This is a genomic window from Telluria sp. GW821-FHT07G12 (assembly GCF_059418525.1).
In genome coordinates this window covers 501,614-526,685 of the sequence record NZ_JBWKQA010000001.1, presented here as the reverse complement: position 1 = coordinate 526,685, position 25,072 = coordinate 501,614, and the positions used below count along the sequence as shown (strand labels likewise).

Genomic DNA, 25,072 nt, shown 5'->3' with positions numbered 1-25,072 from the left:
GGGACGCCCTCCAGCAAATCAAGCCGCTTGTGCTTATAATGCGAACGGTCGTTCGATTTTATTTTCTTAACCAGGCAAGCCATGACTCCTTCCCGTTCCGAATTCCTCACCATCCGCGGTCTGCGCACCCATGTCCGGCACTGGGGCAGGGAAGGCGCGCCGAAGATCTTCATGGCGCACGGCTGGATGGACATGTCGGCTTCCTTCCAGTTCGTGGTCGATGCCCTCCAGGGCGACTGGCACGTGATCGCCCACGACTGGCGCGGTTTCGGCCTGACCGAGCGCCCGGGCACGGACACCTACTGGTTCCCGGATTACTTCGCCGACCTCGACGCCATCCTCGACCATTACGCGCCGGGCGAGGCCGTCAACCTGCTGGGCCACAGCATGGGCGGCAATATCGTCAGCGTGTATGCCGGCGTGCGGCCGGAGCGCGTTGCGCGCCTGATCAACCTGGAAGGCTTCGGGCTGGCGGCAACCAGGCCGGAATCGGCCCCGGACCGCTACACCGGCTGGCTGGACGAGCTGAAATCGCCGCCAAGCATGCAGGCCTACGCCAGCCTGGAGCAGGTGGCCTCGCGCCTGCAGAAGACCAATCCGCGCCTGCCGGCCGAGCGCGCGGCCTTCCTGGCGCCGCACTGGGCCGCGCAGAACGACGCGGGACAATGGGAAATCCTGGGAGACCCGGCCCACAAGATGCGCGGCCCGCTGCTGTACCACGTCGAGGAGATCATGGCCTGCTGGCGCCGCATCACCGCGCCCGTCCTGTGGGTCGAGGCCGAGCACACCAACATGTGGATGTGGATGGGCCCGAAGGAGCAGGCGCGCAGCGAAGTCGAGCGCCGCATGGGGCACCTGGCGAAGGTGACGCCGCGCATGATGCCGGACGCGGGCCACATGCTGCACCATGACCAGCCGGCCTTGCTGGCGGCGATGATTGAAGAGTTCCTGGCGACGTGAGATAAGGCGTGGGCACGGTACGCTCGTGATCGATGGTATGCGGTTACAATGTCCGCATGCTCAAAGTCGACCTCCATTGCCATTCCAACGTCTCCGACGGCGTGCTCGCACCGGCAGCCGTGGCGGCCTACGCCCGCAAGGGCGGGGTCGACGTCTGGTCGCTGACCGATCATGACGAGATCCGCGGCACCAAGGCCGCGCGCAAGGCGGCAGAGGATCTCGGCATGCGCTTCGTGCCGGGCGTCGAGATTTCCGTGACCTGGGGCGGCGAGACCGTGCACGTGGTCGGCCTGCAGCTGAACGAGGACGAGCCGGCGCTGGTGCAGGGCCTGGCGGCTACCCGCGCCGGGCGCGATGCGCGCGGGCGCGAGATCGCGGCCCAGCTGGAACGGGCCGGCATCCCGAATGCCTACGAAGGCGCGCTCAAGTATGTCGGCAACCCGGACCTGCTGTCGCGCACCCACTTCGCGCGCTACCTGGTCGAGATCGGCGCCTGCAACACCACTTCCGAAGTCTTCCGCAAATACCTGACCGAAGGCAAGCCGGGCTACGTGCCGCACCGCTGGGCCACCCTGGCCGAGGCGGTCGGCTGGATCCGCGCGGCCGGCGGCATTCCCGTGATCGCCCACCCGGGCCGCTACCGCTTCACGCCGGTGGCGGAAGGGGCGATGTTCGACGAATTCAAGCAACTGGGCGGCAAGGCCATCGAGGTGGTCACCGGCAGCCACACGCCGGACCAGTACGAAACCTATGCCGAAGCGGCGCGCCGCTACGGCTTCCTGGCCTCGCGCGGCACCGATTTCCATGCGCCCGGCGAGGCGCGGGTGGAGTTCGACAAGCTGCCGCCGCTGCCGGCAGGCCTTACGCCGGTGTGGCACGACTGGTTTTGAACAAGGGCCGACGATGACCCAATACTTCGAGATCCATCACGAGAACCCGCAGCCGCGCCTGGTCCGCCAGGCCGCGCAGATCATCCAGTCGGGCGGCATCGTCGCCGCCCCCACCGATTCGGCCTATGCGCTGGTCTGCCGCCTCGACGACAAGGCGGCGGTCGAGAAGCTGCGCCGTATCCGCGGCGTCGACGAGAAGCACCACCTGACCCTGCTGGTGCGCGACCTGTCCGAAATCTCGACCTATGCGCGCGTCGACAACCGCCAGTACCGCCTGCTGAAGGCGGTCACGCCCGGCCCCTATACCGTCATCCTGGATGCCACGCACGAGGTGCCGCGCCGCCTGTCGCACCCGTCGCGCAAGACCATCGGCCTGCGCGTGCCCGAAAACGCCATCCTGCTGGCGCTGCTGGAAGAGCTGGGCGAGCCGCTGATCGGCACCACCCTGCAGCTGCCCGGCGACGACCACATGCTGTCCGATCCGGAAGAGGTGAGGGAGCGCCTCGGCAAGCAGCTCGACCTCGTGATCGACGGCGGCGCCGGCACCCTCGAGCCGACCACCATCGTCGACCTGACCGGCGACGACCCGGTGCTGCTGCGCGCAGGCCGCGGCGACCCGGCAGCGTTCGGGCTGTAGCGTCTGTTAAAATCCATTTTATGGATGAACAAATACGTAACCTCGCAGTCTATGCACTGCCCGTTCTTTTTGCGATCACGATGCACAACGCCGCCCAGGCGTATGCCGCAAAATACTTCGGTGACATGACCGCCTTCGCGGCCGGACGCGTCACCACCAACCCGCTGGCCCACATCGATCCCTTCGGCACCGTGATCCTGCCGGCGCTGCTGTACCTGACCACTGGTTTCGCCTTCGGCTATGCCAAGCCGCTGCCGATCGATTACGGCCGCCTGCGCAAGCCGAAGCGCGACATGGCCTTCGTGGCGCTGGCCGGCACCGCCGCCAACTTCGGCATGGCGCTGCTGTGGCTGATTTTCGGGATGCTCCTCGAACGCTTCGGCGTCACCGAACCATTCCCGAACCGCGTTGCCCAAGCAGGTGTGATCACCAACCTGGTGCTGCTGGCCTTCAATCTGCTGCCGATCCCGCCGATGGATGGCGGCCGCGTGATGTTCAGCCTGCTGCCGAACAAGCTGGCCTATAAATATGCGCGCATCGAGCCTTACGGCTTCTTCATCCTGCTGGGCCTGATGCTGCTGAAGCTGCTGCCTTACTGGGTGATTCCGGTCATGATGGCGGCCGAGGTGTTGCTGCATGTGATCGTCTACCCGCTGAGCGCCATCCTCACCTGATTGCATCCCTGAGCCATGTTCCCTGATCGCGTCGTTTCCGGCATGCGCCCGACCGGGCTCATGCATCTCGGCCACTACCATGGCGCCCTGAAGAACTGGATCCGGATGCAGTCCGAGCTGCCCTGCCTGTTCTTCGTGGCCGACTGGCACGCGCTGACCACGCACTACGACGACCCGGCCATCATCGAAAAGAGCACCTGGGACATGGTGATCGACTGGCTGGCGGCCGGCATCGACCCCTCGCAGGCCACGATCTTCATCCAGTCGCGGGTGCCGGAGCACGCCGAGCTGCACCTGCTGCTGTCGATGGCCACGCCGCTGGGCTGGCTGGAACGGGTGCCGACCTATAAAGACCAGATCGAGAACCTGGCCAGCCGCGACCTCGCCACCTACGGCTTCCTCGGCTATCCGCTGCTGCAGGCGGCCGACGTGCTGATCTATCGCGCAACCCAGGTGCCGGTGGGCGAAGACCAGGTTCCGCACATCGAGATGATGCGGGAGATCGCGCGGCGCTTCAATCACCTGTACGGCAAGGAGCCGGGCTTCGAGCAGAAGGCCCTCGACGCCGTGAAAAAGCTGGGCAGCAAGCGCGCCAAGCTCTACACCGAGCTGCGCACGGCCTACCGCCAGGAAGGCGATGACGCCGCGCTGGAGCAGGCGCGCGCGATGCTGGACGATGCCGGCAGCCTGTCGAACATCGACCGCGAACGCCTGTTCGGCTACCTCGAAGGCAGCCACAAGATCATCCTGGTCGAGCCGCAGGTGAAATTGACCGAAGCCTCGCGCCTGCCGGGCCTGGACGGCCGCAAGATGAGCAAAAGCTATGGCAATTCGGTGTCGCTGCGCGAAGATCCGGCCTCGGTCACGAAGAAGATCCGCACCATGCCGACCGACCCCGCGCGCGTGCGCAGGAGCGATCCGGGCGATCCGCTCAAGTGCCCGGTGTGGCAGCTGCACGAGGTCTACTCGGACGGCAATACGAAGGATTGGGTCATGAAGGGCTGCACCAGCGCCGGCATCGGTTGCCTGGAGTGCAAACAGCCGGTGGTCGACGCCGTGCTGGCCGAGCAGGAGCCCATGCACGAGCGCGCCCAGCAATACCTGGACGACCCCACGCTGGTGCGCGCCATCGTCGCCGACGGCTGCGAGAAGGCGCGCCGCCTGGCCCAGGAGACCATGCGCGACGTGCGCGAAGCCATGGGCCTGAGTTACAGCTGATGCATAGCCTTGACACCGTCTCTTCCTGGGTGGCGCGCTGGGCGCCGCTGATCCCGCAGGGCGCGGCCCTGGACCTGGCTTGCGGCAGCGGCCGCCATGCGCGCCTGCTGGCCTCGCTCGGCCATGCGGTGACGGCCCTGGACCGCGACGCCCAGGCGCTGGCCGCGGCCGCGGGGCAGGGCATTACGGCCGTGCAGCACGACCTGGAAGCGCCGGGTGCCGAATGGCCCTTCGTGCCGGGCAGCCTGGCCGGCATCGTCGTCACCAATTACCTGCACCGCCCGCTGTTCGGGCAGATTGCCGCGGCGCTGGCGCCGGATGGCGTGCTGATCTACGAAACCTTCGCCCGTGGGAACGAAATCTTCGGCAAGCCGTCGAATCCGGACTTCCTGCTGAAGCCGGGAGAATTGCTGGAACTGGCCGCGCGCGGCGGCTTGCGGGTGGTGGCTTATGAAGACGGCGTCATCGACTCGCCGAACCCGGCCCGTGTGCAGCGCCTGTGTGCAGTGGGGCCGGGTTTCGACCTGGCTTCCGCCAATTTGTAACCGAGCTGTAACCGAGCCATTTATCTAAAGTGGAATGAACCATAACCTCGGGCTATCCAGTACAATCGAATTTTTATTTATTAACGGCACGGTCCACTGATTATGATTAAGGGCAGCATAGTAGCAATCGTCACTCCGATGTTTGAAGATGGCAGTCTGGATAAAGACAGCCTCCGAAAACTGATCGACTGGCACGTTGCGGAAGGCACGGACGGCATCGTCATCGTCGGTACGACCGGCGAATCCGCGACCGTCAGCCCGGAGGAGCACTGCGAACTGATCAAGCTGACGGTCGAGCACGTCGCTGGCCGTATTCCGGTGATCGCCGGCTCGGGTGGCAACTCGACCGCGGAAGCGATCGCACTGACCCGCCATGCCAAGGATGTCGGCGCCGACGCCTCGCTGCAAGTGGTTCCGTACTACAACCGTCCGACCCAGGAAGGCATGTACCGGCACTTCAAGGCGATCGCGGAAGCGGTCGACCTGCCGGTGATCCTGTATAACGTGCCGGGCCGTACCGTGGCGGACATGAGCAACGAGACCGTGCTGCGCCTGGCGCCGGTGGACAACATCGTCGGCATCAAGGACGCGACCGGCAACATCGGCCGCGGCGCCGAGCTGCTGCGCGAGATCGACCGTTCTTTCGCCGGCGGCAAGCCTTTCGGCGTGTATTCGGGGGACGATCCGACCGCAATGTCGCTGATGTTCATGGGCGGCGCCGGCAATATCTCGGTGACGGCCAACGTCGCGCCGCGCGCCATGCACGAACTGTGCGAGGCGGCGATGGCGGGGCAGGTTGCCCGTGCCGTGGAAATCAATAATCGCGTGCTGTCGCTGCACGCGAAGCTGTTCGTAGAACCGAATCCGGTCCCGGTCAAATGGGCGCTGGCTGAAATGGGCAGGATGCCGGCAGGCCTGCGTTTGCCGCTGGCGCCGCTGTCCGCGCAATACCACGACACCGTACGCGCTGCACTGCGCGAATCCGGCGTCCTTTGATAGCTTCAGACTCAGAACACATGATGAATCGTAAGATCAAGACTCACCACGCTACCCGCACCGTCGCCCTGACCGCACTGGCACTCAGCCTGGCAGCGTGCACGACCGTGTTCGAATCGGACAAGGTGGACTACCGCTCGGCCAAGAAAGCAGCTCCGCTCGACATCCCGCCGGACCTGACCCAGCTCCAGAAGGACAACCGCTACGCCGTGCCGGATGGCCGCGGCATCGCCACCGCGTCCGGCTTCCAGCAGGCGCGCGGCACCCAGGCGGCGCCCGTCGTGGCCGGCGGCACTGTCGGCCCGGTCTCGACCGACGCCGTGCAGATCGAGCGCGCCGGCAACCAGCGCTGGCTGGTGGTCAAGCAGACCCCGGAACAGCTGTGGCCGCAGCTGCAGGCCTTCTGGCCGAGCGTCGGCTTCGCGGTGGAAACCGAGAACGCCCAGACCGGCACCATGGAAACCAACTGGGTCGAGAACCGCGCCAAGATCCCGCAGGACATCATCCGCCGCACCATCGGCAAGGTGTTCGATGCGGCCTACTCGACCGGCGAGCGCGACAAGTTCCGCACCCGCCTGGAGCGCCGCGCCGACGGCTCGACCGAGATCTACATCAGCCACCGTGGCGCCGAGGAAGTCCTGGTCGGCCCGCAGAAGGAAACCACGACCTGGACCGTGCGTCCGACCGATCCTGGCCTGGAGGCCGAATTCCTGGGCCGCCTGATGGCCCAGCTGACCGGCGCCACCAAACCGGCCGAAGTCAAGCAGGCCACCGCCGCCGTCGCCAACGCCGCGCCGGAAGCCCAGCACGCCAAGCTGGAAAACGGCAAGGTCGTCGTCGACGAGGGCTTCGACCGCGCATGGCGCCGTGTCGGCCTGGCGCTCGACCGCGTCGGCTTCACGGTCGAAGACCGCGACCGCGTGCAGGGTATCTACTTCGTGCGCTATGTCGATCCGGACAAGGTTGCCAAGGATGGCTTCTTCAGCAAGCTGTTCGGTAACGAAGACAAGAACAAGGAAGCCCAGCGCTACCGCGTACTGGTCTCGGCAGTGCCGAACGCGACCACGACCGACGTCAGCGTGCAGACCAATGACGGCAAGCCGGAAACCTCGGATACCGGCGCGAAGATCCTGAAGCTGCTGGCGGACGAGCTGAAGTAATCGGGTTTGACGCTTAAAAGAAAACCGGCCTTCGCGGCCGGTTTTTTTATGTTGTCGTTCCCGGCATTGCCGGAAACGACTTCCCGCGGAGGCGGGAATCCATACGCCGCGTGATGAGTGGCTCAGTCTGGGTTCGCGCTTTCGCGGGAACGACGACGTTCTGAAATCAACAGGCGTAAAAAAACCGGCCCGCAGGCCGGTTCTTTTTGAAGTAATACAGATTACTTCGAAGCAGCCGGAGCAGCAGCAGCGGCAGCAGCGTCAGCAGCAGCCGAAGCGGCCGAAGCAGCAGCCGAAGCGGCCGAAGCAGCAGCGTCAGCAGCAGCCGGAGCAGCCGGAGCGGCGGTAGCGTCAGCCGGAGCGGCCGGAGCAGCAGCCGGAGCGGTAGCTTCAGCAGCCGGTGCCGGAGCAGCAGCAGGAGCTTCTTCTTTCTTCGAGCAAGCAGCCAGAGCAACAGCCAGCAGGGAGACGATCAGCAGAGATTTTTTCATGGTTTTTCCTTAGTTAATTCAAAAGGTAAGTACGTCTAATGCGATGAATAATTACCGGTAATTATCGCTCGTTAGGAATTACCGTAGCGGAATCTTCCTAACCCGATATTATAGCCAAATTTATTGAATCGCAATAGAAAACACATGCTATCCTGAAACTATTGTAGGTAACAACAACATTCATATTGTTACAACTTGTAACGATACCATATGTATAAGTTTCATAGGGAAACTCGGTATCAGAGTCCGGTCACAGTAGGGTGCAAACCCGGCTGTGAATCTTCCCAGATAGCAGCAAAACGCTCACGCGGCACTTCCGTTTCTTGCGGCGCATCAAATGCCGCTTCACCTCGCAGATGATCGCTGTGAAAGCGCCGCACGATGTGCAATTCATCTGCAATGCAAAACGAATCGGTGAGCTGGCGGATCCCGCGATTCGTCACCCGACACTCGGTCCGATGGCTGTGATCGCGCAGCAGGCGCAGAAAGCGCGGCGCATTGCGTTCGATATGTTTCACTTCATGCATCGCAAGTCGCATTGTGCCGCCACCTTGCAGGAAGCGGCGCACCATAGCGTCGATATCGGCATCGCCCAGCATGAACAGCGAAAAATCCGGATCGAACATGTCGAGCGAGACCTGCGCCCGCTCCATTGCCGCGCGTAGCTGGCGCTGGAATTCGGCCCGGGTATCGAAGCGCAGGATCTCCATCTGCTTACGCCAGTTCGAGCCAGCCGTCGGAATACCAGGTGTAGAGCGCTTCCAGCACATCGTCGGAAGCCTGCTCGAGCATGGCGCCGTCCAGGCCGCGCTGGTTGGCCAGCGCGTCGAGCACGGTCTTGTCGGCGCGGCCCACGGCAAAGGACTCGCCATTGATGAACACGTGCTTGCCGCGGTAGAGCATCAGGGTCTTGGGCGACAGCTTCAGCCCGCGCTTGGCGGCCTGTTCCATGAAGCGGCCGACGGTGAGCGGCTTGGCGACCGGCGTGAAGAACACGTTGTGCTTGGGCTCGGACAGGTATTCGCCCATGAAGATGGTGATGTCTTCCTCGTCCCAGCGTACCTTGTTCAATTCCTCGGTAATGCTGGTCAGCATCTCCTTCGGGATCTCGGCCGGGTTTTTGGCCGGCTGCAGGTCGGGGTCGGCGTAGCGGCCCGGCAGGTCGATCGCATCGGCCATGAACTGCAGGAAGGCTTCGCCCAGTTCCTGGAAGGACGGCGAGCGGAAGCCGATCGAATAGGTCATGCAGTCGCCCTCGGCCACGCCGTCGTGGGCGTAGTGCGGCGGCAGGTAGAGCATGTCGCCCGGCTCCAGCACGAATTCTTCTTCCGGCTCGAAATTGGCGAGGATCTTCAGCGGCAGGCCTTCGACCAGGCTCAGGTCCTGCTGGGCGCCGATGCGCCAGCGGCGCCGGCCCTGGGCCTGCAGCAGGAACACGTCGTAGGAGTCGAAGTGGGGACCGACGCCGCCACCGTCGGTGGCGAAGCTGACCATCAGGTCGTCCAGGCGCGCGTCCGGCACGAAGCGGAACTCGCGCAGCAGCTCATCGGCCTTGGGGTCGTGCAGGTTGATGCCTTGCACCAGCATGGTCCACTCGCGCTGGCTGCGCGGCGGCAGTTCCTGGAGCGGGCCGTGCTGCATGTCCCACTGGCCGTCGGCAAGGGTCACCAGGCGCGATTCGACGTGGTTGAGCTTGGCCAGTTCGGCCAGCTTGTCGAACTTGAGCAGGGGCTTGAAACCGGGGATCGCCTGGCGGATCAGCAGCGGCTTCTTGTGCCAGTAATCGCGGAGAAACTGGGCGGGCGTGATGTTCCCGAGGAGCTGTAATTTTTTCATGCGACATTATAACCAGCGCCCGGCGGGGATCGGCGTTGGCAGGAGTATAATCGGCGCCTTAATTACGAAAGGAAGCGCAATGAAGATTGCCCAGAACACGGTGGTATCGGTCAACTACAAGCTGTCCGACGCCCAGAACAACCTGATCGAAGACGGCGCTCAGCCGATGGTGTATCTGCACGGCGGCTACGAAAACACGCTGCCGAAGATCGAAGAGGAACTGGACGGCAAGGAAGTGGGCTACTCGTCGACCATCCAGATCGAGCCGGAAGACGCCTTCGGCGACTACGACCCGAGCCTGCTGAAGGTGGAAGAGCGTTCGCGCCTGCCGGAGCCGCTGGAAGTCGGCATGCAATTCGAAGGCGTGGCCGACGGCAGCGACGAAGAGCCGACCATCTTCACCGTGACCGAAGTCGCAGACGACAAGGTCGTGCTCGACGGTAACCACCCGCTGGCCGGCATGGCTCTGCGCTTCGAACTGTCGGTGATCGACGTGCGCGCCGCCACCGAAGAAGAAATCGCCCACGGCCACGTGCACGGCGCCCATGGCCACCATCACGGCCATGACGACATGGACGACAGCGACGAAGGCGACCACTTCCGTAGCCAGCCGCTGAACTGATTCTGCGGCGGTAAAAAACGGGCCGCTTGCTGCGGCCCGTGCTCAATTGCGCACTCCAATGTGCTCATTTGAGCGCTATTTGCTCGCCTTCGGATGGCGGGATTCTTCCTGTTTTTCCTGCTTGTCCTGCTCTTCCACTTCACCGACCTTGAACAAGGCCTTGGCCGCCGGGTCCACCGTTACCTCGATCTCTTCCTTGCCCACCGACAGATGGCCGAGATTGCCGCGCCATTCGATTGCCGGCTTCGCGCCCTTGGCCAGCGGTGCGCTGTCGACCAGCAGCACCTTGCCCGGGAATTTCTGCGCCAGCGTCAGCACCTGGCGGCGCGTCTCGGCAAAGCCGTCGCTGTCCGGCACCGGCACCGCGCGGCGCAGCAGGGCTCGCAGGCCGGTCGGCTGCGACATCGCCTTCAGATCGCCTTCGGCAAACAGCACGATCGCTTCCAGCTTGTCGCGCCTGGCGATCGCGAACAGGCGGTTCAGCCAGAAGCGGTTGGCCACCATCCGGTCTTCGTACTCGCTGTTGCGGCCCGCTTCCGTCAGGTAGTGGTTGTTGTTGGCCGGCAGATTCAGGGCCGCATACAGCACCTTGCCGACCGACCAGTGGGCGTTCTCGGCATAGCTGCGGAAACGCGGGCTCGTCGACTGGCGCGTGAGCGGCAGCTTGTGCGCGCCCAGCGATTGCGGCTCGGCGTAGAACAGCTCGCGTATCCGGTTCAGGCGTTCGATGGCGTTGGTGCGGCCGGCGCTGTTGCGGCACTCGGTCCAGTCGCTGGCGGCCGGCACCACGATGGCGGGCCGGCGCGCATCGCCGACCAGTTCGCGGCGCTGCTGGTACAGCTTGTCGCTGCAGGCTTCCCTGGCGCCCTTGATGCCGGTGACGACGACGAAGGCGGTCGCCTTGTCGTCGGCGCCATCGATGGCCTGCTTGAGGCGGGCCTCGCCACCGTCGGCCAGGCTGTGGCCGATGACGGCGAAGCGGTGGACTTCGTCCTCATCCTTCGCATCCTTTGCCGCCAGCGCGCCGTTCGCGAACAGGGCAGCGGCGAGCAAGGCGCCGAGGCGCAGGCGCACGGACAAACGCATTATGCGCTGGCCAGTCGCTTGAGCTCGTACAGCCGTTCGAGCGCTTCGCGCGGGGTCAGTGCATCCGGGTCGATCGCATCCAGCAGGGTGAGAGCGGGCGATTCTTCCGCCACCGCCTGCACCGCGGCCGCGGCTTGCGGCGCGTCTTCCAGCGTATCGCCAAGGGCATCGTCGTCGCAGGGCGCGGCGGCGAACAGGTCCAGCTGCGGCGTCGCATCCAGCGCCTGCGATTCGAGGCGCGCCAGGTGCTTGCGCGCGGCACGGATCACCGCAGGCGGCACCCCGGCCAGCTGGGCCACCTGCAGGCCGTAGCTCTGCGAAGCCGGGCCGTCCTGCACCGCGTGCAGGAACACGATGCTGTCCTTGTGCTCGACCGCCGACAGGTGCACGTTGGCCGCGCTCGGATGCGATTCCGGCAGCTGCGTGAGTTCGAAGTAGTGGGTCGCGAACAGGGTGAAGCTGCGGCTGGTGTCGATCAGGTGGCGCGCGATCGCCCAGGCCAGCGCGAGGCCGTCGAAGGTCGAGGTGCCGCGGCCCACTTCGTCCATCAGCACCAGCGAATGCTCGGTGGCGCCGTTCAGGATCGCCGCCGATTCCGTCATCTCGACCATGAAGGTGGAGCGGCCGTTGGCCAGGTCGTCGGACGCGCCGATGCGGGTGAAGATGCGGTCGATCGGGCCGATCGTCGCACTGGTCGCCGGCACGTAGCTGCCCACATAGGCCAGCAGCGTGATCAGCGCCACCTGGCGCATGAAGGTCGACTTACCGCCCATGTTCGGGCCGGTGATCAGCAGCAGGCGGCGCTCGTTGGAGAGCTTGCAGTCGTTGGCGATGAAGCGCTCGATCTGGTTCTCGACCACCGGATGGCGGCCCTCGACGATCGTCAGGCAGGGCGCGTCCACCAGCTGCGGCCTGCACCAGTTGTTGCGCACCGCGTGGGAGGTCAGCGCCACCAGCGCATCGATCTGGGCGAGGCCGCGCGCGACCGTCTGCAGGCAGGCGATGTGCGGGGCCAGGTCTGCCAGCAGCAGGTCGTACAGCAGCTTCTCGCGCGCCAGCGCGCGGTCCTGCGCGGACAGGGCTTTGTCTTCGAAGGCCTTGAGTTCCGGCGTGATGTAGCGCTCGCAGTTCTTCAGGGTCTGGCGGCGGCGGTAGTCCTCGGGCACCTTGTCGGCCTGGCCGTTAGTGACCTCGATGTAGAAGCCGTGCACGCGGTTGTACTCGACGCGCAGGTTGGCGATGCCGGTGCGGGCGCGCTCGCGCGCCTCGAGCTCGACCAGGAACTGGCCGGCGTTCTCGGACAGCGCGCGCAGCTCGTCCAGCTCGGCGTCGAAGCCGCGTGCGAACACGCCGCCGTCGCGCACCATGGCGGCCGGTTCCTCGGCGACCGCGCGCGCCAGCAGGTCCAGGCAGTGCTCGGGGATGGCGATGGCTTCATGGATGTCGCGCAGCAGGCAGGAGTCGCCCGGGATGAAGCAGTTCGCGACCTGCTCGCGCAGCGCCGGCAGCTGTTTCAGGCCGTCGCGCAGGCATGCGAGGTCGCGCGGACGCGCGGTGAGCAGCGCGATGCGGGTGGTGATGCGCTCGACGTCCGGCACGTGGGCCAGGGTGCTCGAGAGGCTCGCTGCGGCATCGTGTTCGGCCAGCGCGGCGATCGCCTCGTGGCGGCCGCGCGCCACCGACTGGTCGCGCTTGGCGTGGTGGATCCAGTGGCGCAGCAGGCGCGAACCCATCGCGGTGCGGCAGCCGTCCAGCAGCGAGAACAGCGTGGGCGCTTCGGTGCCGCGGATGGTCTCGGTCAGCTCCAGGTTGCGGCGCGTGGCGGCATCCAGGCCGATGAATTCGGACTCCGATTCGACGGCCAGGCTCTTCACGTGCTGCAGGCCGCGGCCCTGCGTGGACTGGGCATAGCGCAGCAGCGCGCCGGCCGCGCCGAAGGCGGCGCCCATGCCGTCGCAGCCGAAGCCGGACAGGGTCGACACGCCCAACTGGTCGAGCAGCGCCTTGTGGCCGTGCACGACCTCGAAGTGCCATTCCGGCACGCGCTGCTGGTGGCCGATCGCGTTCTCTTCGAACATGTCGCCGCCATTGGCATCCGCGCGCAGCACTTCGGCCGGCGCGATGCGCTCCAGCTCCTGCACCAGGCGCAGCGCGGCGTTCTTGGAGTCGGCGGTGAATTCCATCAGCTTCAGCGCGCCGCTCGCCAGCGACAGCCAGGCCAGGCCGGTGGTGACATGCTTGCGGTTCGGGACCGTGCACACGGCCAGCAGCGGGCGCTCGGCCTTCTCCGGCAGCAGGTCCGAATCGGTCAGGGTGCCCGGCGTGACCACGCGCACCACCTTGCGCTCGACCGGGCCCTTGGACAGGGCCGGATCGCCGATCTGCTCACAGATCGCGCAGGACTCGCCCAGTTTCACCAGCTTGGCCAGGTAGGGATCGAGCGAATGGAAGGGCACGCCCGCCATCTTGATCGGATTGCCGCCCGAGCTGCCGCGCGCCGTCAGCGTGATGCCCAGGATGCGCGCGGCCTTCTCGGCGTCTTCGAAGAAGAGTTCGTAGAAGTCGCCCATGCGGTAGAAGACGAGCATGGTCGGGTACTCGCCTTTGATGCGCAGGTATTGCTGCATCATCGGCGTGACTTTTTCGGCGGAGGCAAGCGCCTTGGCCGCGGCGGCGTTGATTTCGTGTGGGACGTTCATGGCTATTCAGTCGAAGCCCGGCAGGGGGCCGGGCTTGAAGTTGCCATTTTACCGCGTTAGGGCGGGGCGGGGAGAGGGAGATGGGTCGGTTTATCAACACGCACGCCGCCACTCCGGCTTTGCCAGCACCCGCAGCGCCGTCGCCAGATCGACCTGCTGATGCTCCAGCGCCTGCGCCGCCGCATGAACGCTGCGCGCTCGCAGCGCATCGCGGATTTTCTCGGCAGTCTCCTGGTCGGTGCGGCGGTCGCCCAGGGTTGCGGGGCGGGCGTTGGAAACGTGGGGCTGATCGTCGATCCACTGGTAGCTCATATGGTCCTCCGTTATTGAAATGTCATGATCTCGCCTTGCCGAGTTGGCAACTTAGCGAAGGTCAACGTAACAGGGGGCGGTGAGCAACGAAGTCCTGGCCGGCAAGACCGGCGCAGGACTGGAGAAGGGAAACGCGGAAAGCTTGATCTAGGCGGCGGTCTGCAGGTCCTGGTCTGCTTGTCGCCGCTTCTTGCCCCGGTCGTCGTTTTTGCCGGCCAGTACGCGGAGCGCCACGTCGACATCGACTTGCAAGTGGTCCATTGCCATCGCCGCCGCCTGGACGCTGTCAGCGCGCAGGGCGTCGCCGATGTCGCTGGCCGTGTGTTGGTCGATGCGCCGTTCGAAACGGCGCTTGCCGGGGGAGAGACGGGGAACTTCCAGCATGCTGATGCGCAGGTAAGTCATGATTGCCTCCTTGGTGGTGTGGGTAGCGGCAATCATCCTGTATTTGCGATTAAGAAATTTTAGTTGGCATCAAGAAATTCACGAGAGTCTGGCGTGCGTCAAGATGAGCCAGGCTACCGTGATCACCACCATGCCGGTCAGCGTGACGCAGGTCCATGTGAAGAACCAGGCTGACAGCAGGCCGGCCTGCAGCACTCGTTCGAACAGCACGCCGAGCGCGAAGTCGAAGGCGGTGAGGAAGGACCAGCGGCGCAGGTAGACCGGCAGGTAGCGGCTCATCCGGCGGTTGTGCTGGAAGGCAGCGTGGCGCTCGATGCGGTCTCTGGCGGCGCTGACGTCGCGGAACAGCCAGTCGAAGAACAGGAAGCGGTAGAGCAGGGAGCGGAAGGGGAGTTCTGGGGCTTCTTCGCTTGTTTGCTTGTCAATGCTCATGATCACTGCCCTGCGATGTCGTGACCGTTCATGGTAAGGCATGAGCCGCCTGCAGCGTGTGCGATGGCTAACTGTGACAAAAGAAAATGGGCGCCGAAGCGCCCATCGTTCAACCGGCGTCAAACCGGATTCAAGCCTTGGCCTCGGCCACCCGCTTGGCAATATGCGCCAGCGCCTCATCGACCTGGTCGATCAGGATCAGCGACAGGTCGCCCGGCTGCAGGCGCTCCAGAGCGCGGTCGATGGCGACGAATTCGCCCTTGATCTCCTCGATGTGGCTGGTACGCGGCGCGCCTTGCAGGCCTTCGCGCAGCAGGGCCACGACTTCACCTTCCGAGCGGCCGCGCTGGCACTGGTCTTCGTACAGCAGCACGTCGTCGAAGGCCTTGCCGAGGATGCGCGTCTGGTCGCGGATGTCTTCGTCGCGGCGGTCGCCGGCGCCGCTGATCAGCACCGAGCGGCGCTTGGCCGGCATCGCTTCCACGGCCTGGGTCAGGGCCTGGATCGCGTCCGGGTTGTGGCCGTAATCTGCGATCACGGTCGCGCCCTTGTAGTCGAACACGTTGAAGCGGCCCGGCGCGTTGTCGCTCTCGCCGACGAAGGTCTTCAGACCGGTGCGGATGGTGCTCCACTCGATGCCGACGGCCCAGGCCGCGGCCACCGAGGCCATCACGTTTTCGACTTGGAAGCCGATCACGCCGCCACGGGTAATCGGTACTTCCTTCAGGTCGATGCGTTCCTCGACCTTGCCCTGCGCCGCCACCAGCTTGCCGTCCTGGACGTAGACGATGCGGCGGCCCTGCGCGCGGTGCTTCTGCATCAGCGGCAGCGAGCCGTCCAGTGCGAAGTAGGTGACGTCGCCGCGGGTGTTCTCGGCCATCGCGGCCACGATCGGATCGGCGGCGTTCAGCACCGCCATGCCGCCCGGCGCCACGTTCTGCACGATCACGCGCTTGAGCACGGCCAGGTCTTCCAGCGTGGTGATGTAGTTCAGGCCGAGGTGGTCGCCGGCGCCGATGTTGGTCACTACCGCGACCTGGCAGCGGTCGAAGGCCAGGCCTTCGCGCAGCATGCCGCCGCGCGCCGTTTCGAACACGGCGGCGTCGACGTCCGGGTGCAGCAGCACGTTGCGCGCGCTGCGCGGACCGCTGCAGTCGCCGCTGTCGATGCGGCGGCCCTGGATGTAGACGCCGTCGGTGTTGGTCATGCCGGTGCGCAGGCCGGAGGTCGCCAGCAGGTGCGCGATCACGCGCACGGTGGTGGTCTTGCCGTTGGTGCCGGTCACGGCCACCACCGGGATGCGGCCGTCGTCGCCGGGCGCGTACAGGGTGTCCATGATGGCTTCGCCCACCGCGCGGCCCTTGCCGAAGGATGGCGAGATGTGCATCCGCAGGCCCGGCGCGGCATTCACTTCGACGATGCCGCCGCCTTGCTCTTCGATGGGTTTGAGCACGCTGTCGCAGACCAGGTCGACGCCGCAGATGTCGAGGCCGACCATGTGCGCGGCAGCGATGGCGCGTGCCGCCACTTCCGGATGCACGTCGTCGGTGACGTCGGTGGCCGAGCCGCCGGTGGAGAGGTTGGCGTTGTTGCGCAGGGTGACGCGCTGGCCTTTCGGCGGCACGGATTCGGCGTCATAGCCCTGTTTTGCCAGCGAGGCGAGGGCGATGTCGTCGAAGCGGATCTTGGTGAGCGCGGTACCGTGGCCAGTGCCGCGGCGCGGGTCCTGGTTGACGGTGTCGACCAGCTGGCGCACCGTGTGCACGCCGTCGCCGACTACGTGCGGCGGGTCGCGGCGCGCCGCTGCGATCAGCTTGTTGCCGATCACGAGCAGGCGGAAGTCGTGGCCCGGCAGGTACTTTTCGACCAGGATGTCGTCGCGGAATTCGGAGGCGGCGTGGAAGCCGGCCGTCAGCTGCTCGCGGGTGTTGACGTTGACGGTCACGCCCTTGCCCTGGTTGCCGTCCTTCGGCTTGATCACGACCGGCAGGCCGATCTCCTGGGCCGCGGCCCAGGCATCGTCCGGGTCGGTGACGACGCGGCCCAGCGGCACCGGCACGCCGGCGGCGTCGAGCAGCTTCTTGGTCAGTTCCTTGTCCTGGGCGATAGTCTCGGCGATGGCGCCGGTGGCGTCGATCTCGGCGGCCTGGATGCGGCGCTGGCGGCTGCCCCAGCCGAACTGCACGAGGCTACCCTCGGTCAGGCGGCGGAAGGGAATGCCGCGGGCCACGCCGGCGTAGACGATCGAGCCGGTCGAGGGGCCGAGGCGCACGTCTTCGTCCAGTTCACGCAGCTGGTGCAGGGCGCCGTCGAGGTCGAACGGCTGGTCGGCGCGCGCGGCCTGGAGCAGCTGCTCGGCCAGGGTCAGGGCCAGGCGGCCGACGTCTTCCTCGCTGTACTCGACCACGACCTGGTAGATGCCGCGTTCGATGGTGGCGGTGCTGCGGCTGAAGGTGACCGGGCAGCCGGCTTGCGCCTGCAGGGACAGGGCCGCCACTTCCAGCACGTGGGCCAGCGGGATGGTGTCGTCATGACCCATCGGCTGCAGCTCGCCGATCTGCGGGAACAGGGCGCGCAGGCGGGCTTCGAAGCCGGGCAGCTGCTGGATCGATTCTTCCTCCGGCGTGCAGGAGACGATCGCCTCGACCGATGTGTGGTGGCTCCAGAGGTTGGGACCACGCAGGGCCCGGACGCGAGATACTTCCATAAAAACTTCTATCCTTTATTTGTTCTCGAAGCTGCGCAGGCCGGCGCAGATCAAATCGGTCGGCACGTCCAGCGCCCAGCCGGCGGCGGCGGCGGCCAGCACGGCTTCAGGCTGGGCGGCCACCGAGGGGTGCAGCTTGGCCAGGCCCAGCAGCGGCGCATCCTCGTTGCCTTGCGCGAGCACGATGTGCTTGTCGCGCAGGAAGGCGATGCGCCCGCCGGCGGCGCGGTGCTGCTTCAATACGTCGTTGTTCTCGTCCAGCGCGTAGAAGATCACGCCGCCGTCGGACAGCTCGGCCAGTTTCACGACTTGCGGATCGGCTGCGTTCAGCACCGCCGCGCCTTCCGACAGTACGACGTCGATCTGGCTGCGGACCACGTTGAACAGGGCGTCTTCGTCGCGCACGTACAGGTCCTGCACGTCCGCCACCTGGCCCATGCCGGTCACCACGCCCACCAGGCAGCGGTCGTAGGGCAGGCCTTCCGTCAGGATGGCGCGCGCGTTCGATTCGAACACGGCGGCCTGCACGTTACGGTTGATCAGCAGACGCTGGGCGGCGTCGAAGCGGGTGCAGTCGGCGCCGGTGACGCGGCGCTGGTCGAGGAAGAGGCCCTTGCGGTTGGCCACACCCACGTGCTTGCCGGACTGGTAGAGCACCGTGCCGATCAGGTTCGCCACCAGGCTCGCGCCCTCCGAACCGGTCACGCCGACCAGCGGGATGCGCGCCGGCTGGCCGTCCGCGAACAGGTGCGCGACGATGGCCTTGCCAACTTCACGCGGCTTGCCGGTGGCCGGCTTGATGTGGGCCAGCAGGCCCGGGCTGGAATTGACTTCGATGATGGCGCCGCGCTGTTCTTCCAGCGGGCGCGAGATGTCTTCGCACACCAGGTCGATGCCGGCGATGTCGAGGCCGACCACGCGCGCGGCCAGCGCCGCCACGTAGGCCACGTCCGGGTGCACTTCGTCGGTGACGTCGTCGGCGACGTTGCCGTTCGGCTGGATCAGCACTTTCTGGCCCGCTTGCGGGACCGAGGAGGGAGTCAGGCCCTGGCGCTGCAGGTCGAGCTTGATCTCGTCATCGTCCGGGGTAACCAGGCTGAGCGGGTGTTCCTCGCTGGTGCCGCGGCGCGGGTCGGTGTTGATCTGGCTGTCGCACAGCTGGGTCACGGTCGACTTGCCGTCGCCCGTCACGAACAGCGATTCGCCCTTGGCGGCGGCGACCACTTTCGAGCCGACCACCAGCAGGCGGTGCTCGTTGCCGGGCACGTAGCGCTCGACCAGCACGGCGCTGGAGTCGCCGGCTTCGGCGGCGATCGCATACGCGGCCTTCACGTCCGCTTCGTTCATCAGGTTCAGGGTCACGCCGCGGCCATGGTTGCCGTCGACCGGCTTGATCACCACCGGCAGGCCGATGTCCTCGGCTTCTTCCCAGGCGGCGTCCGCGCTGCGCACCACGCTGCCTTCCGGTACCGGCACGCCGCAGGAGGCGAGCAGGGTCTTGGTCAGGTCCTTGTCGCTGGCGATGCTTTCGCCGATGGCGCTGGTGCGGTCGGTCTCGGCGGTCCAGATGCGGCGCTGGGCCGCGCCGTGGCCGAGCTGCACCAGGTTGCCTTCGGTCAGGCGGATCGACGGAATGCGGCGATCGGTGGCGGCATCGACGATGTTCGCGGTCGAGGGGCCGAGGCAGTAGCGGTCGACCAGTTCGGTCAGCTGCGCCACCGTGGCCTTCATGTCGAAGGGCGTGTCGTTGATGGCTGCCATCAGCAGCGCGTGGCCGGCCTGGAGCGCAGCGCGGCCGACGACTTCGTCGCGCGTGCGGAATGCCATTTTATAGATGCCATGGTCGCCGGTGGAGCGGGTCTTGCCGAAGCCGGTCTTCATGCCGGCCATGTTCTGTAACTCTAGGACCACATGTTCAAGAATGTGGCCGGCCCAGGTGCCGTCGCGCAGGCGCTCCAGGAAGCCGCCGCGCTCGCCGACGCCGCAGCGATGTTCGATCAGTCCCGGCAGCCAAGTGGTCAAGCGGTCGTTGAAGCCGGGGAGGGTGTTCGAAGGACATTCTTCGAGTTCGCCGATGTCGAGCCAGGCCTCGATGACAGGGCGGTAGGTCCAGATGTTCGGGCCACGCAGGTGGGTTACACGAAGAATCTTAATGTCTTTCTTGTTTGTCATGAAAAATATCTTGCCCCGCGGTGACCGCTCTCTCACCCCGCAGCGTTGCCTTATGTTTGTGCCGAATTGCTGCAGCGCACATGTTGTATACTTGCCGAAACGAAGCTTACCGTGCTGAACCGAATTCTGCCAGTCTCGCCCCCGCCGATAGAATACCGTACGCCTGTCAACCAGCGTGCCCTGCTCAGCGTTCCATACTTTTGGCGCATTTCGAATTCCTGATAGCACATGACGACTCAACAACTAGTTCCTTCCGCACCGCTGGCAACAGCCAGTTTCCTGCCCGAGCAATGGCAGGCGGACGTCCAGAAAAAGCTTGCGCCAGGGGAAAACGTTTTAAGCGCCCTCGAGGTTGACCTCGACGCGAAATTACGTTTCACCAAAGGGATACTGGTTGTTACCAACATCCGTCTACTGACACGCAGCCCCGGCGACACCCACTGGCGCGACTGGCCCTACCGCGCCGGCCTGGCCATGCGCCATTACGATCACGCCGGCGTCGGCCACCTCGAGCTGGTCGACGCCAACGGCCTGCTGGCGTCCTGGCGCTTTACCCTGGGCCAGAACCTGCAGGCGATCCGCCTGGTCGACCAGTTCCACGACCAGGTCCAGAGCTACCTGACTGGCGTCGCCGTCCAGCCGCCGGAGCAGCACACCTGCCCGAGCTGCAAGGCGCCGCTCGACGCCGACCAGGAAGATTGCCCGATCTGCACCAAGGTCCTGCACACCCCGCCGTCCACCTGGACCCTGTTCCGTTTGTGGCGTTTCGCCAAGCCGTATCAGGGGCAGCTGTTTCTCGGATTCTTGCTGATGTTGGCCAGTACCGGCGCGCATTTGATTCCGCCCTATCTGACGATGCCGCTGATGGACAACGTCCTGATCCCTTACCAGAACGGCAAGACGATCGACACCTCGCTGGTCTACATGTACATGGGCGGCCTGTTCGGCTCGGCCATCGTGGCCTGGGCGCTCGGCTGGGGCCGTACCTATATCCTGGCGCTGGTGTCGGAACGGATGGGCGCGGACATGCGCTCGGAAACTTATGAGCACCTGCTGCGGCTGTCGCTGGAATTCTTCGGCGGCAAGCGCACCGGCGACCTGATGAGCCGCATCGGCAGCGGCTCGGATCGCATCTGCGTGTTCCTGTCGCTGCACCTGCTGGACTTCCTGTCCGACGTCCTCATGATCATCATGACGGGCGTGATCCTGTTCAGCATCAACGCCAAGCTGGCCCTGATCACGCTCGTGCCGCTGCCCTTCATCGCCTGGATGATCCACGTGGTGCGCGACAAGCTGCGCACCGGCTTCGAGAAGATCGACCGCGTCTGGGGCGAGGTCACCAACGTGCTGGCCGACACCATTCCCGGCATCCGCGTGGTGAAGGCCTTTGCCCAGGAAAAGCGCGAAGCCGCCCGCTTCCGCGACGCGAACAAGCACAACCTGGCCGTGAACGACAAGTTGAACAAGGTCTGGTCGCTGTTCTCGCCGACGGTCTCGCTGCTGACCGAGCTGGGCCTGCTGGTGATCTGGTGCTTCGGTATCTGGCAGATCAGCCGCGGCGAAATCACCGTCGGCACGCTGGCCTCCTTCATCGCCTACAGCGGCCGCTTCTACGTGCGCCTGGATTCGATGAGCCGCATCGTGTCGGTGACGCAGAAGTCGGCTTCGGCCGCCAAGCGCATTTTCGACATCCTCGACCACGTCTCGAGCGTGCCGGACCCCGTGAATCCGGCCAGGATCGACAAGGTCGAGGGCAACATCGAGCTGCGCGAAGTCGGCTTCCGCTACGGTAACCGCGCGGTCAACCGCGGCATCTCCCTGAAGATCAAGGCCGGCGAGATGGTCGGCCTGGTCGGCCATTCCGGTTCGGGCAAGTCGACGCTGGTGAACCTGATCTGCCGCTTCTACGACGTGGCCGAGGGCGCGATCCTGCTGGACGGGAAGGATATCCGTTCCTTCGCCGTGGCCGACTACCGCCGCCACATCGGCCTGGTGCTGCAGGAGCCTTTCCTGTTCTTCGGCACGATTGCCGAGAACATCGCCTACGGCAAGCCGGACGCCACCCGCGAAGACATCATCGCCGCCGCCCGCGCCGCGCACGCCCACGAATTCATCCTGCGCCTGCCGCAGGGCTACGACTCGATGGTCGGCGAGCGCGGCCAGGGCCTGTCCGGCGGCGAGCGCCAGCGCATTTCGATCGCGCGCGCACTGCTGATCGACCCGCCGATCCTGATCCTGGACGAAGCGACGTCCTCGGTGGACTCGGAAACCGAGAAGGAAATCCAGAAGGCGCTCGACAACCTGGTACAGGGCCGCACCACGATCGCGATCGCGCACCGCCTGTCGACCCTGCACCGCGCCGACCGCCTGGTCGTGCTGGACCGCGGCGTGGTGGTGGAAGAGGGCAACCACGACCAGCTGATGGCCGCCGAGGGCGCCTACTACCGCCTGTACGAAGCGCAGGCGCGCAACGTCGACGAAGGTCCGGACGACGAAGGCAAGGAAGATTAAGAATGATGACGACTGCTTTTAACTTACGCCGCGACAGCTTCGGCAAGCTGGTGCTGACCAATGCCGAAGGCGAGGAATTCGTCGGCGTGGCGCCGGTGCGCTCCTTCCCGGTTCAGGCGCCGACCCGCGGCATCTCGCTGGTGCGCGACGGCGGCAAGGAAGTCGCCTGGATCGACGACCTGTCGGAAGTGTCCCCCGAAGTCCGCGCGCTGGTGACCGAGGAGCTGGAAGGGCGCGAATTCATGCCCGAGATCCAGTCGATCAAGGGCGTGTCCAGCTTTGCCACGCCATCGACCTGGACCGTCAAGACCGACCGCGGCGATACCGAGTTCGTGCTGAAGGGCGAGGAGGATATCCGCCGCCTGGGCGCTTATTCGCTGCTGATCGCCGACAGCCATGGGATTCACTTCCTGATTCGCGATATGTTCGCGATCGACAAAGGTAGCCGGAAGATTCTGGACCGCTTCCTGTAAGCGGACCTGCCGCGCCTCAGCGATTGAGCCACTGCGCCATGCCGATCGAGGCGGGCGCCGTCGGCACGAATCCGTACTGGGCGTACAACTCGTTCGCGCGGCCGTCCGCGATCAGGCTCACATAGGCTTCGGCAGGCGCGAGCTGCTGCAGCTCTTCCATCAGGCGGCTCACGATCATCTTGCCCAGGCCCTTGCCTTGGTGCGCGGGTTCGACGGCGATGTCCACGATCTGATAGAACAAGCCGTCGCCGACCGCCCGGCCCATCCCCACCGCGAGCGCCCCGTGCCTGACGACGACGCCGGCTACCGTATTCGGCAGCCCGGCTTGCGCGGCAGCGGCGCTGCGCGGCGTCAATCCTGCATGAAGGCGCAAGCGAAGATAGTCGTCGACCGACGGGATCTCGAGGCGGCAATCGTAATTCTGGTCCATAGGCTTGTCCTTGAATGTGCAAGCTTCATCTTACCTCGCCCTCAGCGGCAAATGCTCAGCTGGCAATCCACCGTCCCGCATGCCAGTCCAGCCGATGGGTGAGTCCCAGTCTGTCCAGGAAGCGCTCATCGTGCGACACGACGACCAGCGCGCCTTCCCACGACGCCAGCATCGATTCCAGCGCCTCGACCCCATGCAGGTCGAGGTGATTGGTCGGCTCATCCAGCAACAGCAAACGCGGCGCCGGCTCGCGCAGCACGGCGCACAGCAGCGCGCCGCGCATCCTTTCTCCGCCGCTCAAGCTTCCCGACGGCCGCAGCACGCGGTCCGGCTTGAGGCCGGCCAGGGCCAGGTATTGGCGCAGGCGTCCCTCGTCGTGCTGCGTGGCGGCGCTGCGCAGCTGTTCCAGCAGGCTGCGTGCAGGATCGAGCATGGCCAGGTGCTGGTCGAGCAGTACCGAGGGCAGGGTGCGGCAGCGGCCCGACAACGGTGCGATTTCGCCGGCGATCGTGCGCAACAGGGTCGATTTGCCGCAGCCGTTCGGCCCGCGGATCGCGATCCTGGCGGCGCCGCTCGCACCCCAGTCCAGCGGCTGCGACGGTCCCCAGGGCGCCACCAGCTCTTCCAGCACCACGGCCGCCTGGCCATCCGGGATCTGCAGGTCCAGCATCGGAAAGCTGGGCCGCTCCAAAGCGCCGTCCAGCGCATCGAAGGCATCGAGCACATCCTGCTGCAGGTCCTGGCGCCGCTGCGCATGGCGCTCGGCGCGCGCACCGTCGGTCTGCTGCGCGCGTTGGGGCAGGGCGTTGAGGACGATCCTGGGCTGGCCGCCGGCCGCTTTCGCACGTGCGCCGCGGGCGCTCTTGCGCGCGGCGCGCTCGGCTTCTTCCCGCATCGCCGCTTCCGTGCTGCGGCGCTCGACACGTGCACGCTCCAGCCGCGATGCGGCCGCCGCCAACTCGGCGCCGCGCTGGGCCTCCACCAGCGACCAGCCGCCGCCATAGCGCCGCAAGCCGTGTGCGTGGACTTCCAGCGTGCGGTCGGCGTGCTCCAGCAGTTCGCGATCGTGGCTGATCAGCAGCAGCCCGCGGCCCGCTGCGCGCCAGGCCTGCATCTGTTCGATGAGGAAGCGCCGCCGTTCGCGGTCGAGATGGTTGCTGGGTTCGTCCAGCACCAGGAAGCCGGCTTCGCTGCAGAAGGCGCCGATCAGGGAGAGCAGGGTGCGCTGGCCGCCGGACAGCGATGCGGGCGCCATGGCTTCCGTCAGCCCGGCCTGTGACAGCATCGCCTGCCAGCGCGCTTCGAGGTCCCAGCGCTCGCCGATGGTGTCGAAATCGTCGTCGCGGGCATCGCCTGCAGCGAGCCTGCGCAGGGCGCTCAGCGGCGCATCGAGGCCGGCCAGTTCGGCCAGGCTGGATGCCGCTACCTGCCCGGTCTGCTGCTCGACATAATGGACGGTGACGGCACGTTCGACGCGGCCATGCAGCGGTTCCGCCAGCCCGGCGAGGACGCGGCCGAGCGAGGACTTGCCGCTGCCATTGGGGCCGATCAGGGCGACGAGTTCTGCACCGAGCGTTTCATGCAGGTCGTGGAACAGGATGCGCCCGTCGGGAAGGGCGATATCGAGCCCGTGCAGGGCCAGGAGGTAGGGATGCGCCATGTGTGATCCTTATAATGCCAGTCGAAGCCGCGCCTGCCTTCGTGCGAAAGCGGCGGTGGGAATTCTGTGCTGTCGCGGTGTTCGCGAGAGCGGGCATTACAGGCGCATGGGTGGAATCCTCCGTGTGTACTGAGCAGCGATTCTAGCAGGATTGGC

The 25,072-nt window shown here is 65.7% G+C and carries 23 protein-coding genes; 11 read left to right on the top strand and 12 right to left on the bottom strand.

Annotated features, from left to right (window positions below):
- The first annotated feature begins 81 nt into the window (after positions 1–81).
- From AC07PE_RS02510 to bamC, 8 genes are all read left to right on the top strand, one after another.
- A complete protein-coding gene (locus AC07PE_RS02510) occupies positions 82–960 on the top strand; it encodes an alpha/beta fold hydrolase (protein WP_498761262.1) in 879 nt (292 codons plus the stop codon).
- Positions 961–1,016: 56 nt separating this feature from the next.
- Positions 1,017–1,850, top strand: a complete 834-nt coding sequence (locus AC07PE_RS02505) for a 3',5'-nucleoside bisphosphate phosphatase (RefSeq protein WP_498761260.1) — start codon at positions 1,017–1,019, stop codon at positions 1,848–1,850.
- Between the two features lie 13 nt (positions 1,851–1,863).
- Positions 1,864–2,487, top strand: coding sequence for an L-threonylcarbamoyladenylate synthase (locus AC07PE_RS02500; protein ID WP_498761259.1), 624 nt, complete (start codon positions 1,864–1,866; stop codon positions 2,485–2,487).
- A 20-nt stretch (positions 2,488–2,507) separates the two neighbouring features.
- On the top strand, positions 2,508–3,161 hold the full coding sequence (locus tag AC07PE_RS02495; protein ID WP_498761257.1) for a site-2 protease family protein: 654 nt from the start codon (positions 2,508–2,510) through the stop codon (positions 3,159–3,161).
- Between the two features lie 15 nt (positions 3,162–3,176).
- The gene (locus AC07PE_RS02490; RefSeq protein ID WP_498761255.1) at positions 3,177–4,379 is read left to right on the top strand and encodes a tryptophan--tRNA ligase; all 1,203 of its coding nucleotides are present in this window, start codon (positions 3,177–3,179) and stop codon (positions 4,377–4,379) included.
- Entirely contained in the window at positions 4,379–4,924 is a 546-nt protein-coding gene (locus AC07PE_RS02485; protein ID WP_498761253.1) for a class I SAM-dependent methyltransferase, read from the top strand. Before AC07PE_RS02490 ends, AC07PE_RS02485 begins: the two co-directional genes overlap by 1 nt.
- A 102-nt stretch (positions 4,925–5,026) precedes the next feature.
- Positions 5,027–5,920, top strand: a complete 894-nt coding sequence (gene dapA, locus AC07PE_RS02480; RefSeq protein ID WP_498761251.1) for a 4-hydroxy-tetrahydrodipicolinate synthase — start codon at positions 5,027–5,029, stop codon at positions 5,918–5,920.
- Positions 5,921–5,943: 23 nt separating this feature from the next.
- Entirely contained in the window at positions 5,944–7,080 is a 1,137-nt protein-coding gene (bamC, locus tag AC07PE_RS02475; protein WP_498762946.1) for an NlpB/DapX family lipoprotein, read from the top strand.
- A gap of 221 nt (positions 7,081–7,301) precedes the next feature.
- Here the strand turns inward: bamC and AC07PE_RS02470 are convergent, their stop codons facing one another.
- The 3 genes from AC07PE_RS02470 to AC07PE_RS02460 form a co-directional block, all read right to left on the bottom strand.
- On the bottom strand, positions 7,302–7,571 hold the full coding sequence (locus tag AC07PE_RS02470; RefSeq protein ID WP_498761249.1) for a hypothetical protein: 270 nt from the start codon (positions 7,569–7,571) through the stop codon (positions 7,302–7,304).
- 239 nt (positions 7,572–7,810) lie between these two features.
- Positions 7,811–8,281 (bottom strand): DUF7931 domain-containing protein, encoded by a 471-nt coding sequence (locus AC07PE_RS02465; RefSeq protein WP_498761247.1) that lies wholly within the window; start codon positions 8,279–8,281, stop codon positions 7,811–7,813.
- A gap of 4 nt (positions 8,282–8,285) precedes the next feature.
- Positions 8,286–9,407, bottom strand: coding sequence for a ribosomal protein uL16 3-hydroxylase (locus tag AC07PE_RS02460; protein WP_498761245.1), 1,122 nt, complete (start codon positions 9,405–9,407; stop codon positions 8,286–8,288).
- Between the two features lie 79 nt (positions 9,408–9,486).
- On the opposite strand from AC07PE_RS02460, the gene AC07PE_RS02455 reads away from it, so the two are divergent.
- Complete coding sequence (locus AC07PE_RS02455; RefSeq protein ID WP_498761244.1) at positions 9,487–10,029, top strand: FKBP-type peptidyl-prolyl cis-trans isomerase; 543 nt, start codon at positions 9,487–9,489, stop codon at positions 10,027–10,029.
- Between the two features lie 75 nt (positions 10,030–10,104).
- Here the strand turns inward: AC07PE_RS02455 and AC07PE_RS02450 are convergent, their stop codons facing one another.
- The 7 genes from AC07PE_RS02450 to AC07PE_RS02420 form a co-directional block, all read right to left on the bottom strand.
- Positions 10,105–11,115: a hypothetical protein gene (locus tag AC07PE_RS02450; RefSeq protein ID WP_498761243.1), complete on the bottom strand. Its 1,011-nt coding sequence runs from the start codon at positions 11,113–11,115 to the stop codon at positions 10,105–10,107.
- Positions 11,115–13,814, bottom strand: a complete 2,700-nt coding sequence (gene mutS, locus AC07PE_RS02445) for a DNA mismatch repair protein MutS (protein ID WP_498761241.1) — start codon at positions 13,812–13,814, stop codon at positions 11,115–11,117. The genes AC07PE_RS02450 and mutS overlap by 1 nt, the downstream gene beginning before the upstream one ends.
- Positions 13,815–13,907: 93 nt before the next feature.
- Entirely contained in the window at positions 13,908–14,126 is a 219-nt protein-coding gene (locus AC07PE_RS02440; RefSeq protein WP_498761239.1) for a hypothetical protein, read from the bottom strand.
- Between the two features lie 147 nt (positions 14,127–14,273).
- Positions 14,274–14,531: a hypothetical protein gene (locus AC07PE_RS02435; protein WP_498761238.1), complete on the bottom strand. Its 258-nt coding sequence runs from the start codon at positions 14,529–14,531 to the stop codon at positions 14,274–14,276.
- 78 nt (positions 14,532–14,609) lie between these two features.
- A complete protein-coding gene (locus AC07PE_RS02430) occupies positions 14,610–14,963 on the bottom strand; it encodes a hypothetical protein (protein ID WP_498761236.1) in 354 nt (117 codons plus the stop codon).
- A gap of 130 nt (positions 14,964–15,093) precedes the next feature.
- Complete coding sequence (cphA, locus tag AC07PE_RS02425) at positions 15,094–17,670, bottom strand: cyanophycin synthetase (protein WP_498761234.1); 2,577 nt, start codon at positions 17,668–17,670, stop codon at positions 15,094–15,096.
- 15 nt (positions 17,671–17,685) lie between these two features.
- Positions 17,686–19,842, bottom strand: a complete 2,157-nt coding sequence (locus tag AC07PE_RS02420) for a cyanophycin synthetase (protein ID WP_498761232.1) — start codon at positions 19,840–19,842, stop codon at positions 17,686–17,688.
- 228 nt (positions 19,843–20,070) lie between these two features.
- Between AC07PE_RS02420 and AC07PE_RS02415 the strand changes: the two genes are divergently transcribed.
- Positions 20,071–22,353: a cyanophycin metabolism-associated ABC transporter gene (locus tag AC07PE_RS02415; RefSeq protein ID WP_498761230.1), complete on the top strand. Its 2,283-nt coding sequence runs from the start codon at positions 20,071–20,073 to the stop codon at positions 22,351–22,353.
- 5 nt (positions 22,354–22,358) lie between these two features.
- On the top strand, positions 22,359–22,826 hold the full coding sequence (locus AC07PE_RS02410; protein ID WP_498762944.1) for a cyanophycin metabolism-associated DUF1854 family protein: 468 nt from the start codon (positions 22,359–22,361) through the stop codon (positions 22,824–22,826).
- Positions 22,827–22,842: 16 nt separating this feature from the next.
- Here AC07PE_RS02410 and AC07PE_RS02405 read toward each other — a convergent pair whose 3' ends face one another.
- Together AC07PE_RS02405 and AC07PE_RS02400 are read right to left on the bottom strand one after the other, a co-directional pair.
- Positions 22,843–23,256, bottom strand: a complete 414-nt coding sequence (locus AC07PE_RS02405; RefSeq protein WP_498761228.1) for a GNAT family N-acetyltransferase — start codon at positions 23,254–23,256, stop codon at positions 22,843–22,845.
- Positions 23,257–23,311: 55 nt separating this feature from the next.
- A complete protein-coding gene (locus AC07PE_RS02400; RefSeq protein WP_498761226.1) occupies positions 23,312–24,916 on the bottom strand; it encodes an ATP-binding cassette domain-containing protein in 1,605 nt (534 codons plus the stop codon).
- Positions 24,917–25,072: the final 156 nt, after the last annotated feature.